We start from the raw sequence: 18196 nt of genomic DNA, 5'->3' as shown, positions 1-18196 counted from the left end.
TAATCCCGTTAATATTTTATTGCATAAATCGAGCCGATGAATAACCTTTCGCTAGGCTTTTACATATATTGCAGAAGATATACAAATAATTTGACGAATGAGCATGTCTTATCGGCAACAAAACAATTAGGCGAGGAGTGGATTCGTATGGATCAAGCACAAAAACTCGAGATCGTAAAGAAGGCGCTGACCGAGGGCATAATAAAAGACCCACAATGGTTGAATAAGCTGGATGAGCCTATGCCAGTGTGGGCTGTTATGGAATTGTTCCTGAATTTGATTGAAAAGCTGGACCCGCCTTACGAATCATACGATTGATAGGTCAACTTATATATTTCCATCTACTCGATCTTGGTAAGGATGCCTCTCTTCAATACGACTGCGACCTGATCTGTTTTGCCAACGGTAACGATTGCTTTACCTGGTGATTTGCGTTCCTCGATTGGAGCTTGCTCGGAAGAGAATGTAACTTGCTCCCCGCTCTTCAGTATCGCACTTAGCTGAAGTGCGTGTTTGACGAAGAAGGCTTTCACCAGCTGAGACCCATTCGGACGAACCCGCTTGCCTTCCTTGAATTCAAAGGTGATCATTCCTTTGCCGCCCCTGCCCTGAACTGGATAATCTAACAGCAATGAGCTCTTGGCATATCCCATCTCGGATATAACTAGAATCTCACCCTCCTCACCTTCCACCCATTCAGCCGCAACGATCTCATCATCATCCTTAAGTTGAATCCCTCGAACCCCGCCTGCTGAGCGTCCCATCGGATTCACTTCCATCTCACGGAAGCGTATACTCATTCCGTTCTTCGTGACAAGTAACAGATCCTTGCTGTTATCGCTTAATCGGACTTGCAATACCTCATCCTGGTCACCAAGCTTAATGGCTACGATACCGCCGGAACGGTTCGTATAATATTCCTTAATCTCCGTACGTTTCACCTGTCCACGCTTCGTCACGAACACGAATGACTTGGCAGGATCGTCGAAATCCTTAAGCGGGATGACTTGTACAATCCGATCGTCCTTGGCAATAGGCAACACATTCACAATAGCGGTGCCGTTCTCCTTCCACTTATACTCCGGTACTTGATGAACCGGGAGCACGAAGGACAAGCCCTTTTGCGTGAAAATAACTAAATTCTCTATCGTATTTACTTCAAGCCAATATTTGACGTAATCCTTGTCCTTCAGACCGATGGTCTCCAGCTCTCCGCCAGAGCGATTAAAGGACAAGAGACTTGTGCGTTTCAAATACCCCTCTTGAGTAAGCGTGACAAGAACATCCTCAGCTGTAACCATGACTTCCAGATTAACCTTCAGTTCTTCTACTTCGCCATGGATCTCAGAACGACGATCGATCCCGAATTTCTCACGGATCTCGTTCATCTCTTGTTTAATGACACCCATCAGCTTCTTATTGCTTTCCAGAATGGAGCGCAAATAAGCAATAGTCTTCTGAACTTCTTTCAATTCCTTCTCGATTGAATGAATCTCAAGGTTCGTCAACCTATACAATTGGAGGACCAGAATCGCATCGGCCTGCCTTTCGGTGAAGCCGAAACGTTCGACGAGATTATTCTGAGCATCCTGACGATTCTTCGACGCTTTGATCGTCACAATGATCTCATCCAGAATATCAAGCGCTTTGGCAAGTCCCTCCAGAATATGGGCTCGGTCTTCCGCTTTGTCCAGATCGTACTGGGAACGCAGCGTTACGATTTCTTTCTGGTGCTCGATATAAGCTTGAAGCATTGCCTTTACGCCGAGCTGCATCGGGGTCTTATTAACGATGGCTACCATGTTGAAATTATAAGTGACCTGAAGATCGGTCTTCTTCAACAAATAAGCTAATATCCCGTTGGCATCTGCATCTTTCTTCAGCTCCACAACGATGCGGAGTCCGTTACGCCCGCTCTCGTCGCGTACTTCAGCGATTCCTTCCACTTTCTTCTCCAGCCTGATATTCTCCATAGCTGTCACAAGCTTAGACTTCACTACTTGGTATGGAATTTCAGTAATGACGATTTGTTGGCGAGAACCTTTCATATCTTCTATCGCTGTCTTGGAGCGGACATAGATCCGTCCCTTGCCAGTACTGTAAGCTTCCCGTATCCCCTCTTCGCCCATTATAATGCCGCCTGTCGGGAAATCCGGACCTTTCAGAGTGGTCATTAGTTCCTCAAGCGGCATGTCCGGCTTATCGATCAATGCTATGCATGTGTCAATCACTTCACGTAAGCTGTGGCTAGGAATTTCTGTTGCAAAACCGGAGCTGATCCCGCTAACCCCATTTACCAGCAAATTCGGATAACGCGAAGGTAGTACAACAGGCTCTTTGGCCGTATTGTCGAAATTATCTTTGAACAAGACAGTCCGTTTCTCGATGTCCCGTAATATTTCCATAGCTATAGGGGATAACCGCGCTTCTGTATAACGCATAGCCGCTGCCGGGTCATCATCAAGCGAGCCCCAGTTCCCATGACCATCAATCAGGGTATGGGACATTTTCCATGGTTGCGCCATACGGACCATGCCGTCATAGATGGATTGATCTCCATGCGGATGGTAGTTCCCCATGACGTCGCCTACGGTTTTGGCGGACTTGCGATAAGGCTTGTCCGGTGTATTGCCGGATTCATACATCGCGTACAAAATACGCCGTTGCACAGGCTTAAGGCCGTCTCGAACATCTGGTATAGCACGGTCTTGAATAATATATTTGGAATAGCGACCGAATCGGTCTCCAACGATTTCTTCCAGAAACGCAGGTAAAAACTTCTCCGATAAACTCATTCTTTCTCATCACCTCATAAAATTTTACCGCGGCCTACTCTACATACTCCGTGAAATCTACATTCTCGATAATCCAACGCTTACGCGGGTCAACCTTATCACCCATCAGGGTAGAAACTCGACGCTCGGCTTTGGCTGCATCCTCAATTTGCACCTGCAACAAAGTGCGAAGCTCTGGATCCATCGTCGTCTCCCATAGTTGCTCCGGGTTCATCTCTCCAAGTCCTTTGTAACGCTGAAGCTCTATGGATTTACCTAGCTCTTTGGTCACTTCATTCAGCTGTTCATCCGAGTATACATACCGCATGGTACTGTTCTTTCCAGCCTTCTTGGTAACCTTATACAACGGTGGTTGGGCGATGTAGACAAGGCCGTTATCGATTAATGGCTTCATGTAGCGATAGAAGAAGGTGAGCAGCAGCACTTGAATATGTGCGCCGTCCGTATCGGCATCTGTCATGATGATGATTTTCCCGTAATTGCTCTCCTCTGCTTCGAATTCTGAGCCGACCCCTGCACCAATCGCAGCAATAATCGCTTTGTATTCGTCGTTCTTGAGAATGTCGATCAGCTTGGCTTTCTCAGGATTCATCGGCTTGCCCTTGAGCGGCAAAATAGCCTGATGACGGGAATCGCGTCCTTGCTTGGCTGAACCGCCTGCAGAGTCACCTTCTACGATGAATAGTTCATTGCGAGCGTGATCCTTGGATTGAGCTGGTGTGAGCTTACCGTTCAGATTCGAGCTCTCACTTTTCCCCTTTTTCCCGTTACGCACCTCTTCGCGTGCTTTACGAGCGGCCTCGCGAGCCTTTGCAGATTGAACCGCCTTCTTCAACAATTGTTGGGCTACCTGTGGATTCTCTTCAAGAAACACATCCATCTGCTCCGATACAACTGCATCGACAGCACTTCTTGCTGATGCACTTCCCAATTGATCCTTCGTTTGACCGACGAATTCTACTTCGCCCATCTTGATGTTGATCACGACCATCATACCTTCACGCAGATCAACACCCTCCAGATTCTTGTCCTTTTCCTTCAGGAGCGCTGCTTTACGGGCATATTCGTTCATAACCCTGGTGTAGGCCGTCTTGAAACCAGTTTCATGTGTGCCGCCGCCGCGTGTCGGTATCGAGTTCACGAAGGATGCAATAGTCTCGGTATAACCATCGTTGTATTGGAAAGCAACTTCCACCTCGATGTCATCCTTCTCGGCTGCAAAATGAATGACCTCATGCATGACGGTCTTATCTTCATTGAGGAATTGCACGAATTGCTTCGCGCCGCCATCATACTGATAGGACTCCTGTTTATCGGCACGCTCATCTTTGATCGTCACCTGCAGGCCCGAGTTCAAGAAAGCAATCTCTTGCAGCCGTTCAGCTAACGTATCGTAGCTAACTGCAGTTCCTGTCTGGAATACCCGCTTGTCCGGCTTGAACGTAACTTTAGTGCCAGTCCGGTTCGTATTCCCGATCACTTCCAAGCTTGTAGTAGGCTCACCCACATGCTCTTTACCCGATGCGTCGATCCAAAATTCGAACCGCTGACGATGTACCTTACCGTCACGATTAATCTCAACCTCTAACCATTCAGAGAGCGCATTCGTTACGGAAGCACCGACACCATGCAGCCCGCCGGATTTCTTGTACCCGCTGCCGCCGAACTTTCCTCCAGCATGCAGCATCGTGAATACGACTTGCGGTGTTGGTATACCTGTCTTGTGCATGCCGGTCGGGATCCCCCGTCCATTATCCTTAACGGTAATCGATTGATCTCTATGTATGATTACGTCGATCTTGGAGCAAAACTTGGCCAGATGCTCATCAACCGCGTTATCTACGATTTCCCATACCAGATGATGCAAACCGGAAGCACTGGTGCTGCCTATATACATTCCCGGTCTTTTGCGGACTGCGGTTAAGCCTTCAAGCACTTGAATATCATCAGCATCGTAGCCTGAAGGAGCGTTAACCTGCGCGACCGGCCCGGAAAACAAATCCATTTGTTCGGCCATCCTTATGCCCCCATTCAGCAAAGTTGTAACATATTATGCATTATATCATCGTTTTCAATTAATTTAATACGTCTTTTTTCGTGAAGCTCCAGAAAGAGACCGCTATTGCTGCCACAGTCCACACCAATAAGACGTTCAAAGAGAAGGCCAAATTCATCCCCTCAATCGGTGGAAGCGTCCCCGCCAGGTAATCCGTTAGCTGCAAATTGACCATAAATAAGTACTTGGCTGTCTCCCATGAGGAAGCCATATTACTCAGAATTGTACCTGCAATGAGCACCGCTAGCATAATGCCCATGCCTGCTGCTGTGCTTCGCACGAGCACCGAGATCATTAGCGACATACAGCCAACGACAAGCGCCGATACCCATACCAGTCCCAGCTCCATAATGAGGAATAACCACTGCGGTACAGGATGAACTTTGCTGAAATCCACTTCAGTGCCAATAACCTTGAACCCGCTAAAAATCGGTATATTCCACCCTCCGTATCCGAACACTAGCCCAGAAATGAGGTAACACATCGCCGCGGTTGCAAATACGGTAAGCGATACATAGAACAGCATGGCGATATATTTGCTGAGCAAAACTTTCCATCGCCGCACAGGCCTTGTTAACAGCAGTTTAATGGTTCCGGTCGAATGCTCGGAAGAGACTAGATCGGAAGCGATCACCATAATCATAAGCGGGATGAACAACCCTACGGCATTCCGCAAAAACCCGACCGTGAACGTGACTCCATTGGGAGTTTCCGGATTCACATTTTTGTCCAAGTAGTATTGCAGCACCCGAACCTGAACTTGCATGAACTTCTTCCATTCTTCCGGAACTCTGTTGCTTCCAATACGATTGGTGTAATCATTAATCTTCTGCTGATTCACCAGGCGCCAATCCTGATTACCGAATTGCTTCTGGTTGTTCTGAGCTACTTTCATTTGGGCATATGTGAAAATAGGAATAAGGGCAGCCAATATTAACAACACGACCAGAAATCGTCGTTTCTTCATGATCTTTATCGTTTCATTCTGTACTAATGGATATAGACCGATTTGGGGACTAGTCAATTTTCTCGCCCTCCGTCATCCTCAGGAATAACTCTTCTAATGTCGGGTTTTTCACTTGAATACCAGATACTTGAACCTGTGCAGCGACTAATTTGGCATTAATGTCCGGTATTCGGTTGGCATCATCAAGCTGTGTGGTAATCGGTCCTTCTGAGCTGAGAAGCTGAATGCCCGTCTCGGCTTGAAACACTTGAATCGCCAGTTCAATCGGTTCCAGATCCCATATCACGCGGCTTCCAGCTTGCAGAAGCAATTCATTCACGCCGCCCACTGCCAAAACCTCGCCATGACTAATGATGGCAACCCGATCGCACATTTGCTGAATCTCGCTTAACAGATGGCTGGAGACGAACAAACTTAGCCCTTGCTCAGCCAATTGTCGAATGAACTCCCTCATTTCCTTGATCCCTTGCGGATCCAGACCATTCGTGGGCTCGTCCAATATCAGCAAGCTAGGCCTCCCCAACAATGCTTGAGCAATCCCAAGTCGCTGGCGCATCCCAAGCGAATACGTCCTGACCTTATCATGAATACGTTTATCCATCCCGACTGTGGCAACAACTTCATGTATCCTTGCTTCATCTACCCCATGCAGCATGCGGGCAAAATGCTCCAGATTCTCCCACCCGGTCAAGTAAGTGTAAAGCTCCGGATTCTCCACGATACAGCCAACTTGACTTAACGCATCATTGTGCTCCTTATGAATATCGTAGCCGCATATTTGGATCAAGCCTTCAGTAGGTTTGATTAAACCGACCAGCATCCGAATCGTAGTCGTTTTTCCTGATCCGTTGGGGCCAAGAAAGCCGAATATTTCCCCCCTGCCAACATCAAACGATATTCCCTTGATAATGAGGCGGTTGCCGATCTTCTTCTTGAGATTTTTGACCGTCAATACAGCAGTGCTTCTATCCGTCATCCGTTCTCCTCCTTAATCCATAACGAAGCATTACCAAGCATAAACCCTATTCAATAGCTTGAACGATCCGTTCAGCAATACGTTCATATCCTTGTTGGTTAGGATGGAAGTGATCGGTGTACATGTAATCCGAGAAATTAAGTTGGAACAAGTCAAACGTCGGTACGTACACCATATTCGTGTACTTCAGAGACAGGCGGAACGCTGCATCATTCCACTCCGCTACATGAACCGAGGCGGAACGCATTTCCGGCAAATCGAAGAAAGGATTGTACATTCCGGTGTACACAATGGCTGCATTCGGATTGAGTTCGGCTAGCTTAGTCAGTATTTGTTCCAAACGTTTAAGAGGTTCCGGCATACGCTGACGCACTTTATCCGGGTCCAATTCGTCGGTCTGCGAGTTCAGTACATTTTGAGAGATTTCGAATAAATCGTTACCGCCCATAGTAAGCAGGATAAGATTGGCTTGTTCAATCCCATACGCAACACCTGGCTGACCTTGCAAATCCTTAAGCAGCTGCTCGGTGCGATAGCCGTTTACCGCATAATTGCCTATAAGGTTCACCTGCTTGCCCGTCGACTGCTCAAGCTTGGATTTCACGTTAAGCACATACCCTTTGCCACTAACGTCACCTGTGCCTTTTGTCAGTGAATCACCCAAAGCTACTATACGAATACTGTCTTGGTCGAGCGGCGATTGAACCTCCGGTTTGTCCGGTTCTGCCATATACGAGACGGCCTTTGGATTCAGCACATCCATAATCGCATACACCAATCCGAAGAGAAGCAGCAGTGTAGTAATGACTGCGGCTAAGCCTACACTTCTCCAAATGAAGCGAGTTCCATTCATATGTACCCCTCCTGGGCAAATCTAACATGGGAATAGTAAGAAGTTCTACTCTTGTAGATTAAAGGTTCCGTTTTTAATTTGCAAATTTCTACAGGATTATGGGGACAAAAAACGCAAAAAAGCCCTTCATACTCACATGAAAGGGCTCGTGAAAAGGCTAGGTGCGGAAATTCACTTATACTTCTTAATATTAAAGTTAGCTTCAAGCAGAGCCCAATTCTGGGGAAAAGATTGGCCTAACACCCAATAGCTCATCCCTCTCAATTGATACTGTTTGATAAGATTGAACTTCATCTGCATACTGCGAGCATCTTCGAACCAAACAATATGCTCCCGCGCTTCCTGATCGTAATATCGATAGTGAGGGGACTGCGCTACGGGATCGTATTGGATGTAGGCTCCTACTTCTCTCGCCAGATCGACCGCCGCGTGAGGGCTTAGGGTTGGAGCGAATTTGCCCCCTGGTTTATAGGGAAGCGTCCAATTATAGCCGTATAACGGAGCGCTTAACATAATTTTCTCACGCGGAATAACACTCATCGCATACTCCAGGACTCGGCGTACTTGCGGAAGTGGAGCGACAGCCATCGGCGGCCCTCCTGACCATCCCCATTCATAGGTCATCAGGATCACAAAATCGACAATAGCGCCATGAGCACCATAATCATGGGCTTCATACCATGGACCGACTTGTTCCCCGCTTGTCTTGGGAGCCAGCGCTGTTGAGATCAGCTTACCCATGGCATGGATGCGTCCCGTCAATTCCTTCAGGAATTCGGTGTACATATCCCGTTCACTAGGTAAAATATGCTCAAAATCAACATTGAGGGCAAAATAGGACTGAGCTTGCATCGTATTCTCTATATTAACGAGTAACTTCTCCCTGGCCACTGCATCACTAAAAATCGCATGCGCCACCTCGGCTGAGAATGTACCCTCTTTAAAGTTTGTAATGACCATCATAGGGACGGCATCCGTCTTTGCAATTTCGTCTAACGCCGCTGCAGCCTTGGGTGGGACAAGCGAACCATCCGGCTGTACGATATATTGAAAAATACTAAAGTAAGTCAACGCACGCGCCGTTTCCTTGACGATCTTACGATCATTCTCTGGACTGCGGGGCTGCAAATACCCGTTTACTTCAATGGTCATCTTGGGTTGGTTATCTACGGTCCCTGGTATGCGTAGTAGCGTTCCTGGGTACAACTCAGCAGGGTTCAGGATCCCGTTCATACTGGCAAGGGCTCCGACAGGCACTCCGTACGTATTCGCCAGACTCCATAGATTGTCCCCTTGCTGAACAACGTGAACCCGTTCTTTCACAGGAACGACTAAGGCTTGACCAGGCACAAGCCTGGTGTTATTCTCCATCCCGTTCAATCTAATCAGCTCTTCCAAACTCACTCCAAACCTTTTCGCTATCGCCCATAAGGAATCCCCTGGATTCACGGTTACAATCTGCACATGGTCCCCTCCTTTAACATGACATACTTTCCTTGACTGCTTAGATCGAGCGCAAGACTTCGATTCTATGCCTATTCCAGCCGCAGGGAAAAATGCATGTCCGTGTAAGTTCGGGCAAAAAAAAGGACCGTATGGAGATAACAATCCATACAATCCATACAGTCCTTCAGAGCCTAATATTTATTCATTCCTTACAGCTTCCGAAGCTTCACCTTCTCGGCTGCATGATTCGCGCCTTTGGTCAGGATCAGATCGGCTCGAGCTCTGGTCGGCAAAATGTTCTCCTCGAGATTAAGGAGGTTAATCTCACGCCAGATCGACGTTGCCGTCTCCACCGCTTCAGAATCCGATAAGCTGGAGTAACGATGAAAGTAAGAATTCGGATTGGCGAACGCCGTGCTTCTCAGCATCTTGAACCGTTCCACATACCATTCGGCGATATCCGCTTCCTTCGCATCCACATAGATCGAGAAATCGAAGAAATCCGATACATTAACCTCACGCACCATCTTGCCCTTATGCATATTAGGGGATGGCGCCTGCAGTACGTTGATGCCCTCGACGATCAGGATGTCCGGCTGACGGATTGTCTGCTTGCGATCCGGCAATATATCATAGGCGAGATGCGAATAGATCGGGCAAGTAACTTCGGGTAAGCCTGATTTGATATCGGCCAAGAATCGAATCAACTTCCGCGCATTATAGCTCTCTGGGAACCCTTTACGCTTCATCAACCCTCGTTCTTCAAGCACATGGTTCGGATACAAGAACCCATCAGTCGTGACCAAGTCTACCTTAGGATGATTCGGCCAATGGGACAGCAAAGCCTGGAGCACACGCGCTGTTGTGCTTTTCCCTACCGCCACACTGCCAGCAATCCCGATTATATAAGGAACCTTGGCTGTATGGTCGTTCAAGAAGGTCTGTGTTGCCTTGTATAATCGCTGAGTAGCTTCTACATACAAATTCAGCAGCCTCGATAGCGGCAAATAAATGTCCTGCACTTCAGCAATGGAGATCTTATCGTGCAAACCTTGAAGCTGCGCCAAATCCTGTTCCTTCAATGTCAAAGGAGTAACATCCCGCAATTTCGCCCATTCATGGCGTGCAAAAGTGTTATAAGGCGAAAACGATTTTTGAGATAATTGCGGGACTTCCGTCATGAGTTAACTCTTCCTTTCTAAGTTAAACGGCATCTCCTAAAAATTTATACTGTGCTTGTACCAAGCCATAATAAATGCCTCTAAAGGTCATGAGTTCATCATGACTGCCTTCTTCCATGAGCGTTCCGTGATCCATTACTATGATTTTGTCACAATTACGGATCGTTGACAATCTATGCGCAATAATAAATGACGTCCGGCCCACTAGCAAGGCTTTGAGCGCTTCTTGAATTCTGAGCTCTGTCTCTGTATCGATGCTGGCAGTAGCCTCATCAAGAATCAGTACACGAGGATCGGCTAACAAAGCTCTAGCAAACGATAACAGCTGACGCTGACCCATGGATAACACGTTACCGCGTTCTTCTACTTGCGTGTCATAGCCATCTGGAAGGGATGTAATAAAGTCATGAGCATACACTGCTTTTGCTGCGGCTTCCACTTCCGAGTCCGTAGCATCCAGTCGACCGAATCGAATATTGTCCCGGATAGATCCTGAGAAAATGAACGTATCCTGCAGCACGATGCCAATCTGGGAACGAAGACTTTGCAATGTAAAATCACGGATATCCTGACCGTCAATCAACACTCTTCCGCCAACCGGATCATAGAATCGGCATAACAGATTAATAATTGTACTTTTCCCGGAGCCAGTATGACCTACAAGAGCAATCGACTGTCCCTCCCGTGCTTCGAGACTTACATTTCGCAGTGCTGGGCGTCCTTTTTCATACTCGAATACAATATTCTCAAGCTTTATTCCACCGGTAATCGGAGGCAGCACCTTTGCATCTTTTTTCTCCCCAACAGTCGGTTCTTCATCCATAAATTCGAATATACGCTCCGAGGACGACATAGCGATCAGCATCTGCTGATACATGGCGCCAAGCCGATTGATAGGCTCCCAGAAGTTACCGATATAGTTGGCAAAAGCAACCAACAGACCGATTGTCAAAGCATCCGTTTGAATGAGATGAGCACCGAGCCAGAACAAAATACAAGTTCCCACTGCAGCCGTTAATTCAATAATGGGCCCGAACATTTGGTTGAGTTGAGAAGCTTTGTTCCAAGTCACACGGTTCTTCTCATTCATGTTCTGGAAATATTTAATATTTTCTTTTTCCTGAGTAAACGCTTGTGTTACCTTGATCCCTTGAATGCTCTCTGCCAGATGTGCATTAATTCTTGATGTATTCATTCTCACATCTTGCCAAGCGATCCGGATCGTGGTCCGCAGTTTTCCCGAAACAAAGAACATGAGGGGTACCGTAACAATGATGGCCAACCCTAGCTTGAAATTCAAGGTAAGCAGAATCGCGATAATTCCAATAAGTTGGATGGTATCAATCAACAGGTTGACTACACCATTCGTAAATAAATCCTGCAGCGAGTTCACATCATTCGTAATTCTTACTAGTACCGATCCAGCAGGCCGCTTGTCAAAAAAACGGAAGGAAAGCTGCTGGATATGTTTGAATAAATCATGTCTTAAATCATAAATAACGTTCTGGCCTATAGTATTCAAGTAACGAATTCTGTAATTGTTGACGAACCACTGCACAATGTACAACCCAAGCATGCTTGAAGCTAGTATGATCAGTAGTTTGCCGTTACCATCCAAGAGGGCATCATCAATTGCAAGGCTGATCAAAAAAGGAATCGTGAGCTTGGCTGCTGTACCAAGAAGCATAGCGACTATAATGACTGGTAAAAGCTGTTTGCGATAAGGCTTCAAATAGGTGGCTAGTCGGCGAAGCTGTGACCAATCAAACGATTTGGCCAACTCTTCATCATCTTGATACACGAATCTTTGTTTCTCGTTTGTCTCTGCTGACTGCTTAGCTTTCTTAGCTTCTTCAGCGGAATTTGTATGCGCACTGCTCACTTGGCCAACCTCCGTTCCATTTGCTTTTTGACAAGGGCAGGGTGGTCGGAATATTGAATTTTGTACGTTTCATAATAACGACCTGGTTCCCGCAGCAGTTGATCATGTGTTCCTCGTTGGACTACTCGGCCGCCGTCTAACACAACAATCTCATCTGCTTGCTTAAGGGAAGAGATTCGGTGAGCAATAATAAAAGTGGTTCTTCCCTTCATTAGCTCACGGAATCCTGATTGGATTTCATGCTCCGTTTCCATATCAACCGCGCTTGTGGCATCATCGAGAATAAGGATTTTCGGATTTTTGAGCAAGGCGCGCGCAATCGCGATCCGTTGTTTCTGTCCTCCGGACAGCCCCATGCCTCGTTCACCAACGACGGTGTCATAGCCTTCCGGCATCTCCATTATGAAATCATGGGCTTTGGCCAGCTTAGCGGCTTGTACGATCTCTTCCATACTAACATCCCGTTTGGCATACGCAATATTGTTGCGGATGGAGGCAGAGAACAAGAACGTTTCTTGAAAGACTAGTGCTATGTTCTCACGGAGACTGTTGATTGTCACATCTCGAGTGTCTATCCCATCCACCGTAATTTTACCTTCTCGGATGTTATAGGCTCTTAGCAGAAGCTGGATCACGGTGGATTTACCTGCACCGGTAGGTCCAAGCAATCCAATTACCGATCCCGCTGGGGCATCCAGATTGAAATCCGTTAAGGCAGGCTCTTTATCCGTATAAGCGAATGTCACTTTATCAAATTTCACATGACCTTTTACCTGCTCAGAGCTTAGCTCTATTGCATTAGTCTTGTCTTTTACATGCATATATTGGTTCAAAATTTCAAGCACCCGTTCACCCGATGCCTTGGATTGTGTGAAGTTATTGATATGCAACCCGATATCTCGCATTGGTGCGATAATGTACCACACTAGACTGAAGAAAGCGACGAGCTCCCCAATCGTCATCTTGTCTTGAATGACAAACCAACCGCCGACTGTTAGCAGTACGACTACACAGAAGTTGGAGAATAGCTCCATTAACGGGAAGAACTTAGCCCAAGCAAAGGCAAGAATGATGTGATTGGACTTGTAATCTTCGCTGCGCACCGAGAATTTATCTACTTCGTAAGGCTCCCGCGCAAACGATTTCACGGTACGTACTCCTGTAATATTCTCCTGAACAGCTGTTGTTAAATCACTCATTGATTTACGAACAGAACGAAAGGCCGGGTGAACCGTACGCTCGAAACGCAATGCTGTAATGGCAATGAACGGCACCGATACGAAAGTGACTAGAGTTAGCTGCCAATTGAGCGAGAACATCATAGCGGAACCGAAGCCAAACATTAAAAACACGTTCAAAACTTGTGCGAAGCCGAATCCGATAAACTGCCGAATTGCTTCTAAATCGGCTGTTAATCTCGACATCAAATCCCCTGTTTTCGCACGATCATAATACTGGAACGATAAATACTGCAGTTTTTTGTAAAGCGCATTTCGTAAGTTGTAAGCCAAAGTATTCCCTAGTCTGCCACCTGTGAACCCATGCAGAAACTGAAAGCTGGCCTTAACCGCTATGACTCCTATTACTGAAAGTGCGACGTACGGAACCATGTTGTAATTTTCAGCCTTGATGACATCATCAATCAGGTAGCGAAGCAAGTTTGGATACACCAAACCTAGCGCCGTGGAGCACATCAGGAAAAATATTGATGCGAACAACAGCCGCTTTTCTTGCCAGTAGTACTCTTTCAATTGCTTAAGAACGTTCATCAGGACCCCCCTAAAAACATAAGCTTGACGTAAAAACGTAAGCATTTACAATCTTTATGAATCTTAACACCATACCTAACATCCATCAATCATCCGAAACGGGATAAACCCCCATAAACACGCTTAATTGTACGAAAAAAGAGAAAAACATGAACTATTCCATGCATTTCTCCCGTTTCGTCTGGATACCCGTTGATGTATACGTTTTCATGAAAATTGAAAAAAGCGGGCTGTTGTTGCACTTCGAAACCATTGAGGGATATCCTTAAACGTTCCAAACAAGATAAGGGCCTCCAGCCGCTCTTGAAGTAGTGTTCCTTGATTAGAATGATGGTTGGAACAATACTTCAAATGCGGCACGTGGACTTTCCGGCACCTTTTCTCGTCTTTCACTTATGGATATCTATAGATTTCTAGGCTCGACAAAGGCCCGCTTTTTTTCAAAAGGGCGGGGAGATGAAGTGCTTTATCTCTCCCCTGTCGAGATTTTTAGTTATGAGCTAGAGCATCAGTGCGGTCAAGAGCAAGAGCACGGTCTAAGAGCGTGATGAAGAGAGAGCGGTGAAGCGGTCTTGCAAGCGCCGCAGCTCGGAGATGTCATGCTTCATCTCAAGGGCGTCCATAAGACCCTCTACATGCTCACTCACGGATTGCAGCTGCAAATCGTGAAGCTTTGAGATCAACCGCTCGAACTGGGACGCGTAAGTATGCTCGATCAGGATTGTATGCCGCTCGATATAATTGGCGATTGGATCCTGCAAACGTTTCTCGAGGGTATCCTTCATCATCGTACGTCCATTGCCTTCGAAGAAGTGTTTGCCATTCTTGTAAAGGCTGAATAGCTCCTTCTCTTCGAAGGCAATTCCTGAGAGATTCTCCTCAACGGATGGCGTAATGAATTTAGCCGCGGTATATGTGGAGCCTTCGTATGTGGGGATTCGCTCACGAATCCCGGCAACGTTTCTCTCTGCTCTTTTGCGTGCAAGGCGATTAAGCACTTGCTCCATGCGTAAGGTTGTAGCTAACATTTCCTGCGACAGGTCGTAAGCGATCAGTCTTAACAGATCGCTCGATGCAGCCCGCAGCAGGGAGCGAATCGGACCTGCGTCTTCACGCAATGAAGCCGGATTGAACGCGTAAGTGAACAGTTCTCCAAAGCGATACATTAACCGCTGTTTAACATGGAATAACAGCTCACGGCCTTCTTTGCTAGCCTCTATTAACTCCTCAGATGGACTATAGGATGTAAGCATCGTTTCGATCTGCTGTTTGGCTTCACGCAGTCGTTCGATCCGTTGCTTGCGCTCCTCTTCGCCTTCCTTGGCGCTATCGATCCATTCACGCAATACCCCGGCCGCCCGGACGAATTCCTGATCCGCAGCATGCATTGCAATATCGGCCAGCTCCTCAAAGGCGAATCGAATAAAATCCTTCTCGAACGGGATAATACCAGATTCCGCTAACATCACGCTGTCTCCTTCTACCTTGCCGTCCAGAGCCGCTAAACTGGACACTGGATATATACGAGGATGACGGATGCCGTATTGAAGCAGGTTGGAGGTTACATGCCCTACAACTCCTTCAAGCTCGTCAGGAGTTGCAGCCAGGTCAGCGGCATTTACAACGAAGAACATTTTATCAAGCTCAAAGGTGTCTTTGACACGGCCAAGCTGTAACAGGAACTCTCGGTCAGCTTGTGAGAAAGCATGATTATAATAAGTAACGAAAAGGATGGCATCAGCATTCTTGATATAGTCAAAAGCTACTCCAGTATGGCGGGCATTAATGGAGTCGGCTCCCGGGGTATCCACCAGGACCATACCCTGATTCGTTAACGTACAGGAATAGTAGAGCTCAATCACCGATACATAACAGGATTTGCTCTCTTCTGCTACATAATCTCGGAACTCCTCCAGGTCCGCGCGAATCTCTTCGCCCAAGCGGCTGGCGGCGAAATCCCAGCCTCTTCGGACCGCTTTAAGGAACGTGTAATGCGGCTTGCCGCTTGGCGCAACCTGTTCCGGTTTCAGGCGATCAATCTGTACAAGCGCCTCGTCGATCCCGGATACTTCTTGACCTAATACCTGAAGGGAATATCGTACGTCTTCGAGCATGGCCTCCGCTGACTTCATCTGGACCTTAACGGAGCCATGCGGCCATTCAGATGTTGGCGGAACGATCTTGTTGATGGCAGCGGTCGTCGGGTTCGGTGATACTGGCAAGATGCCCTCTCCCATTAAGGCATTGGCGAAGGAAGACTTCCCAGCGCTGAACGCTCCGAACAGTGCAATCGTGAACGTGCTGCTCTGTAGTCGCTCGGCTTTCTCGTACATCGCATTCACGATGGACTTCATGGCCGGGATGCCTTGCAGCAGCTCCGCTCCGGTCTGCAGGCGCTCCGCCGTCAGCAGCATGCCGCGGCGCGGATCGCTGCCGGCCGCGCGGGCGCTAGCGTCCGCGCCTGGCTCCGGCTGCGCCGCAGCGCTCGCAAGCGCCGAGCCGGCAGCGCCGGGCCCGCGGCCTAGCGGCGTGGCCGCCGCTGCGGCGCCTTGCGCGGCCGGCTGCGCCGAGCCAGATCCTGCAGCGTAGGCTGCAGGATCTGGCAGTGCCGGCGCTGCCGCGCTCGCGGCGGCCGGCAAGAGCGCCGCCAGCGCAGCCGCGTAGGCGGCCTCGCGCGCCTCGAGCGCCTGCAGCCGGCGATAGGCGCCTAGTCGCGCTTCGAGCGCCGCTAGCTGCGCCGTAAGCGCGGCTGCGGTCTCGCTGCCAGCTGCAGCCGCGTGCGCACCGATCTCCTCCGCGATCGCGAACGCTTCGCGGCGGAAGAGCGTCTTCGCGTCTGCTGCCAGCTGACGCGTGTAGTTGAGCGTATATTCGCCGGTGAAGCCGGCTCCGCTCTGCACCTGCGCGGCTAACCACTCGGGCCCCGTTGAAGCGGCCGCTCGTTCTAACCGCGCGTCCACATCGGCGGCGCTGATCGTGCCTGCCGCATACCGCTCTGCTTCCCGAAGCAGAAGCTGTCGCAAATGCCACACAATGCTCGCCTGTACCTGCTCCTGGAAGTGGCTCGCGAACACCTGCAGCCGCTGCTCCGTCTCTTTGGCCGTCGCTGCGGCACGAGCGAATATGCCGACCTTGAAGCCCGGCTTGCGACTCTGAAGGTACGTATGGGCCAGTTCTCTGGTTCCCGCTGGAGTAATTGTTGCATTATCCAGTAAATGAGCTATTTCCTTCTTCAGCTCAGGCAAGTACGAATAAGCATGCTTATTCATCTCCTCCTGTTGAACTTCTATAGCCTTCACTTCCCCTAACACGATCGGCAGCTCATCTTCGTCCAAGGAAGCCCGCGCTTGTTGCTTCTCCTCTTCACTGCGCTCCTCGAGCCATGCGATATGTTCACTCGTCAGGAAACGTGTAGACTGTATGACGCTTCTCGTTCTCAGACTCTCTGACAGCTCTGTTAAGTCTGTAACGATACGTTCCAGCTTGCTCCACTCATTGAGAGGATGCTCGCTTACTTTTACCGAGGTATACAGAATGCCATCGGGTTCAATATGCCAGTTCTCAAAAGCTTCTCTTACACTATTCCGATACTGTTCGAATGTGAGCTCCTGCTCCCGATGCTTGTCGATCTGATTGACAATCAGGTAAAGCGGTTTGCCCCATTCCTTCAAGCGCTTGGAAAAAGCAAAATTCACTTCAGATTGCACATGATTGTAATCCATCACATAGAACACAACGTCGGCCAGATGAAGGGCTGATTCCGTAGCAAGCATATGGGCTGAATCGGTTGAGTCGATTCCAGGGGTATCCAGCAGTGCAGCTTTCCCTTCCAAAAGGGGAATCGGGTACCGAATTTCTATAGAGGCAATATCATTGCCGTTTTTGCAATAAGCGTCCAATTCATCTAAAGCAATCTCATCAGACAGTGATGAATCTGCGGCCTTGCCCGCTACAGGAATCACAGTAGCTCCTGGCGCTCCGCTTCTGATCGTCACTACATTAGCACTTGTTGGAATTGGGCTGGATGGCAGCAGGTGATACCCGCACAGCTTATTGATTAAACTCGATTTTCCAGCCGAGAAATGCCCGCAGAATGCAATCCTTAATAGCGGATCTGCCGCCTTGTGAGCCAATTCCCCTAGCTTCTCTGCGTTAATGAGATCTCCTTCCTGTACCATTCGTTCTCGAACGGCAATAAGCGCCTCGGCAGTCGCTGTATCCCGGAAGTGGTGCAGTGCGTTCATGTTTCATTCTCCCCATTTATCAGTTAT

11 protein-coding genes are annotated in these 18196 nt (G+C 48.2%); 1 reads left to right on the top strand and 10 read right to left on the bottom strand.

Features of this window, described 5'->3' with window-relative positions; all coding sequences use genetic code 11:
• The first annotated feature begins 147 nt into the window (after positions 1-147).
• Positions 148-318 (top strand): hypothetical protein, encoded by a 171-nt coding sequence (locus AC58QD_RS04510; RefSeq protein ID WP_497330468.1) that lies wholly within the window; start codon positions 148-150, stop codon positions 316-318.
• A 23-nt stretch (positions 319-341) separates the two neighbouring features.
• Here AC58QD_RS04510 and gyrA read toward each other — a convergent pair whose 3' ends face one another.
• The 10 genes from gyrA to AC58QD_RS04460 all read right to left on the bottom strand — a co-directional run bounded on the left by gyrA (position 342) and on the right by AC58QD_RS04460 (position 18169).
• Positions 342-2795 carry a DNA gyrase subunit A gene (gene gyrA / locus AC58QD_RS04505; RefSeq protein ID WP_497330466.1) on the bottom strand — a complete coding sequence of 818 codons (2454 nt, stop codon included), beginning with the start codon at positions 2793-2795 and terminating at the stop codon, positions 342-344.
• A gap of 34 nt (positions 2796-2829) precedes the next feature.
• The gene (gene parE / locus AC58QD_RS04500; RefSeq protein ID WP_497330464.1) at positions 2830-4812 is read right to left on the bottom strand and encodes a DNA topoisomerase IV subunit B; all 1983 of its coding nucleotides are present in this window, start codon (positions 4810-4812) and stop codon (positions 2830-2832) included.
• Between the two features lie 58 nt (positions 4813-4870).
• The gene (locus tag AC58QD_RS04495; protein WP_497330462.1) at positions 4871-5875 is read right to left on the bottom strand and encodes an ABC transporter permease; all 1005 of its coding nucleotides are present in this window, start codon (positions 5873-5875) and stop codon (positions 4871-4873) included.
• Complete coding sequence (locus tag AC58QD_RS04490) at positions 5868-6794, bottom strand: ABC transporter ATP-binding protein (RefSeq protein ID WP_497330460.1); 927 nt, start codon at positions 6792-6794, stop codon at positions 5868-5870. Before AC58QD_RS04490 ends, AC58QD_RS04495 begins: the two co-directional genes overlap by 8 nt.
• Positions 6795-6840: 46 nt before the next feature.
• The gene (locus tag AC58QD_RS04485; RefSeq protein ID WP_497330458.1) at positions 6841-7647 is read right to left on the bottom strand and encodes a GDSL-type esterase/lipase family protein; all 807 of its coding nucleotides are present in this window, start codon (positions 7645-7647) and stop codon (positions 6841-6843) included.
• A gap of 171 nt (positions 7648-7818) precedes the next feature.
• Complete coding sequence (locus AC58QD_RS04480; RefSeq protein ID WP_497330456.1) at positions 7819-9111, bottom strand: LysM peptidoglycan-binding domain-containing protein; 1293 nt, start codon at positions 9109-9111, stop codon at positions 7819-7821.
• Between the two features lie 191 nt (positions 9112-9302).
• Complete coding sequence (gene coaA, locus AC58QD_RS04475) at positions 9303-10274, bottom strand: type I pantothenate kinase (protein WP_497330454.1); 972 nt, start codon at positions 10272-10274, stop codon at positions 9303-9305.
• A 22-nt stretch (positions 10275-10296) separates the two neighbouring features.
• The gene (locus AC58QD_RS04470) at positions 10297-12156 is read right to left on the bottom strand and encodes an ABC transporter ATP-binding protein (protein WP_497330452.1); all 1860 of its coding nucleotides are present in this window, start codon (positions 12154-12156) and stop codon (positions 10297-10299) included.
• Complete coding sequence (locus AC58QD_RS04465) at positions 12153-13925, bottom strand: ABC transporter ATP-binding protein (RefSeq protein WP_497330450.1); 1773 nt, start codon at positions 13923-13925, stop codon at positions 12153-12155. Before AC58QD_RS04465 ends, AC58QD_RS04470 begins: the two co-directional genes overlap by 4 nt.
• Before the next feature lie 536 nt (positions 13926-14461).
• Entirely contained in the window at positions 14462-18169 is a 3708-nt protein-coding gene (locus tag AC58QD_RS04460) for a dynamin family protein (RefSeq protein ID WP_497330448.1), read from the bottom strand.
• Positions 18170-18196 lie beyond the last annotated feature (27 nt).

This window comes from Paenibacillus sp. J2R1T-4 (genome assembly GCF_059692235.1).
The sequence above is the reverse complement of the archived record's forward strand: the minus strand, read 5'-3'. Positions and strand labels throughout refer to the sequence as shown.

Coding starts and splice junctions, on each gene's coding strand:
- AC58QD_RS04485 (WP_497330458.1), bottom strand. CDS start 7,647: ATGAATGGAACTCGCTTCATTTGGAGAAGTGTAGGCTTAGCCGCAGTC.
- gyrA (WP_497330466.1), bottom strand. CDS start 2,795: ATGAGTTTATCGGAGAAGTTTTTACCTGCGTTTCTGGAAGAAATCGTT.
- parE (WP_497330464.1), bottom strand. CDS start 4,812: ATGGCCGAACAAATGGATTTGTTTTCCGGGCCGGTCGCGCAGGTTAAC.
- AC58QD_RS04510 (WP_497330468.1), top strand. CDS start 148: ATGGATCAAGCACAAAAACTCGAGATCGTAAAGAAGGCGCTGACCGAG.
- AC58QD_RS04465 (WP_497330450.1), bottom strand. CDS start 13,925: ATGAACGTTCTTAAGCAATTGAAAGAGTACTACTGGCAAGAAAAGCGG.
- AC58QD_RS04460 (WP_497330448.1), bottom strand. CDS start 18,169: ATGAACGCACTGCACCACTTCCGGGATACAGCGACTGCCGAGGCGCTT.
- AC58QD_RS04490 (WP_497330460.1), bottom strand. CDS start 6,794: ATGACGGATAGAAGCACTGCTGTATTGACGGTCAAAAATCTCAAGAAG.
- coaA (WP_497330454.1), bottom strand. CDS start 10,274: ATGACGGAAGTCCCGCAATTATCTCAAAAATCGTTTTCGCCTTATAAC.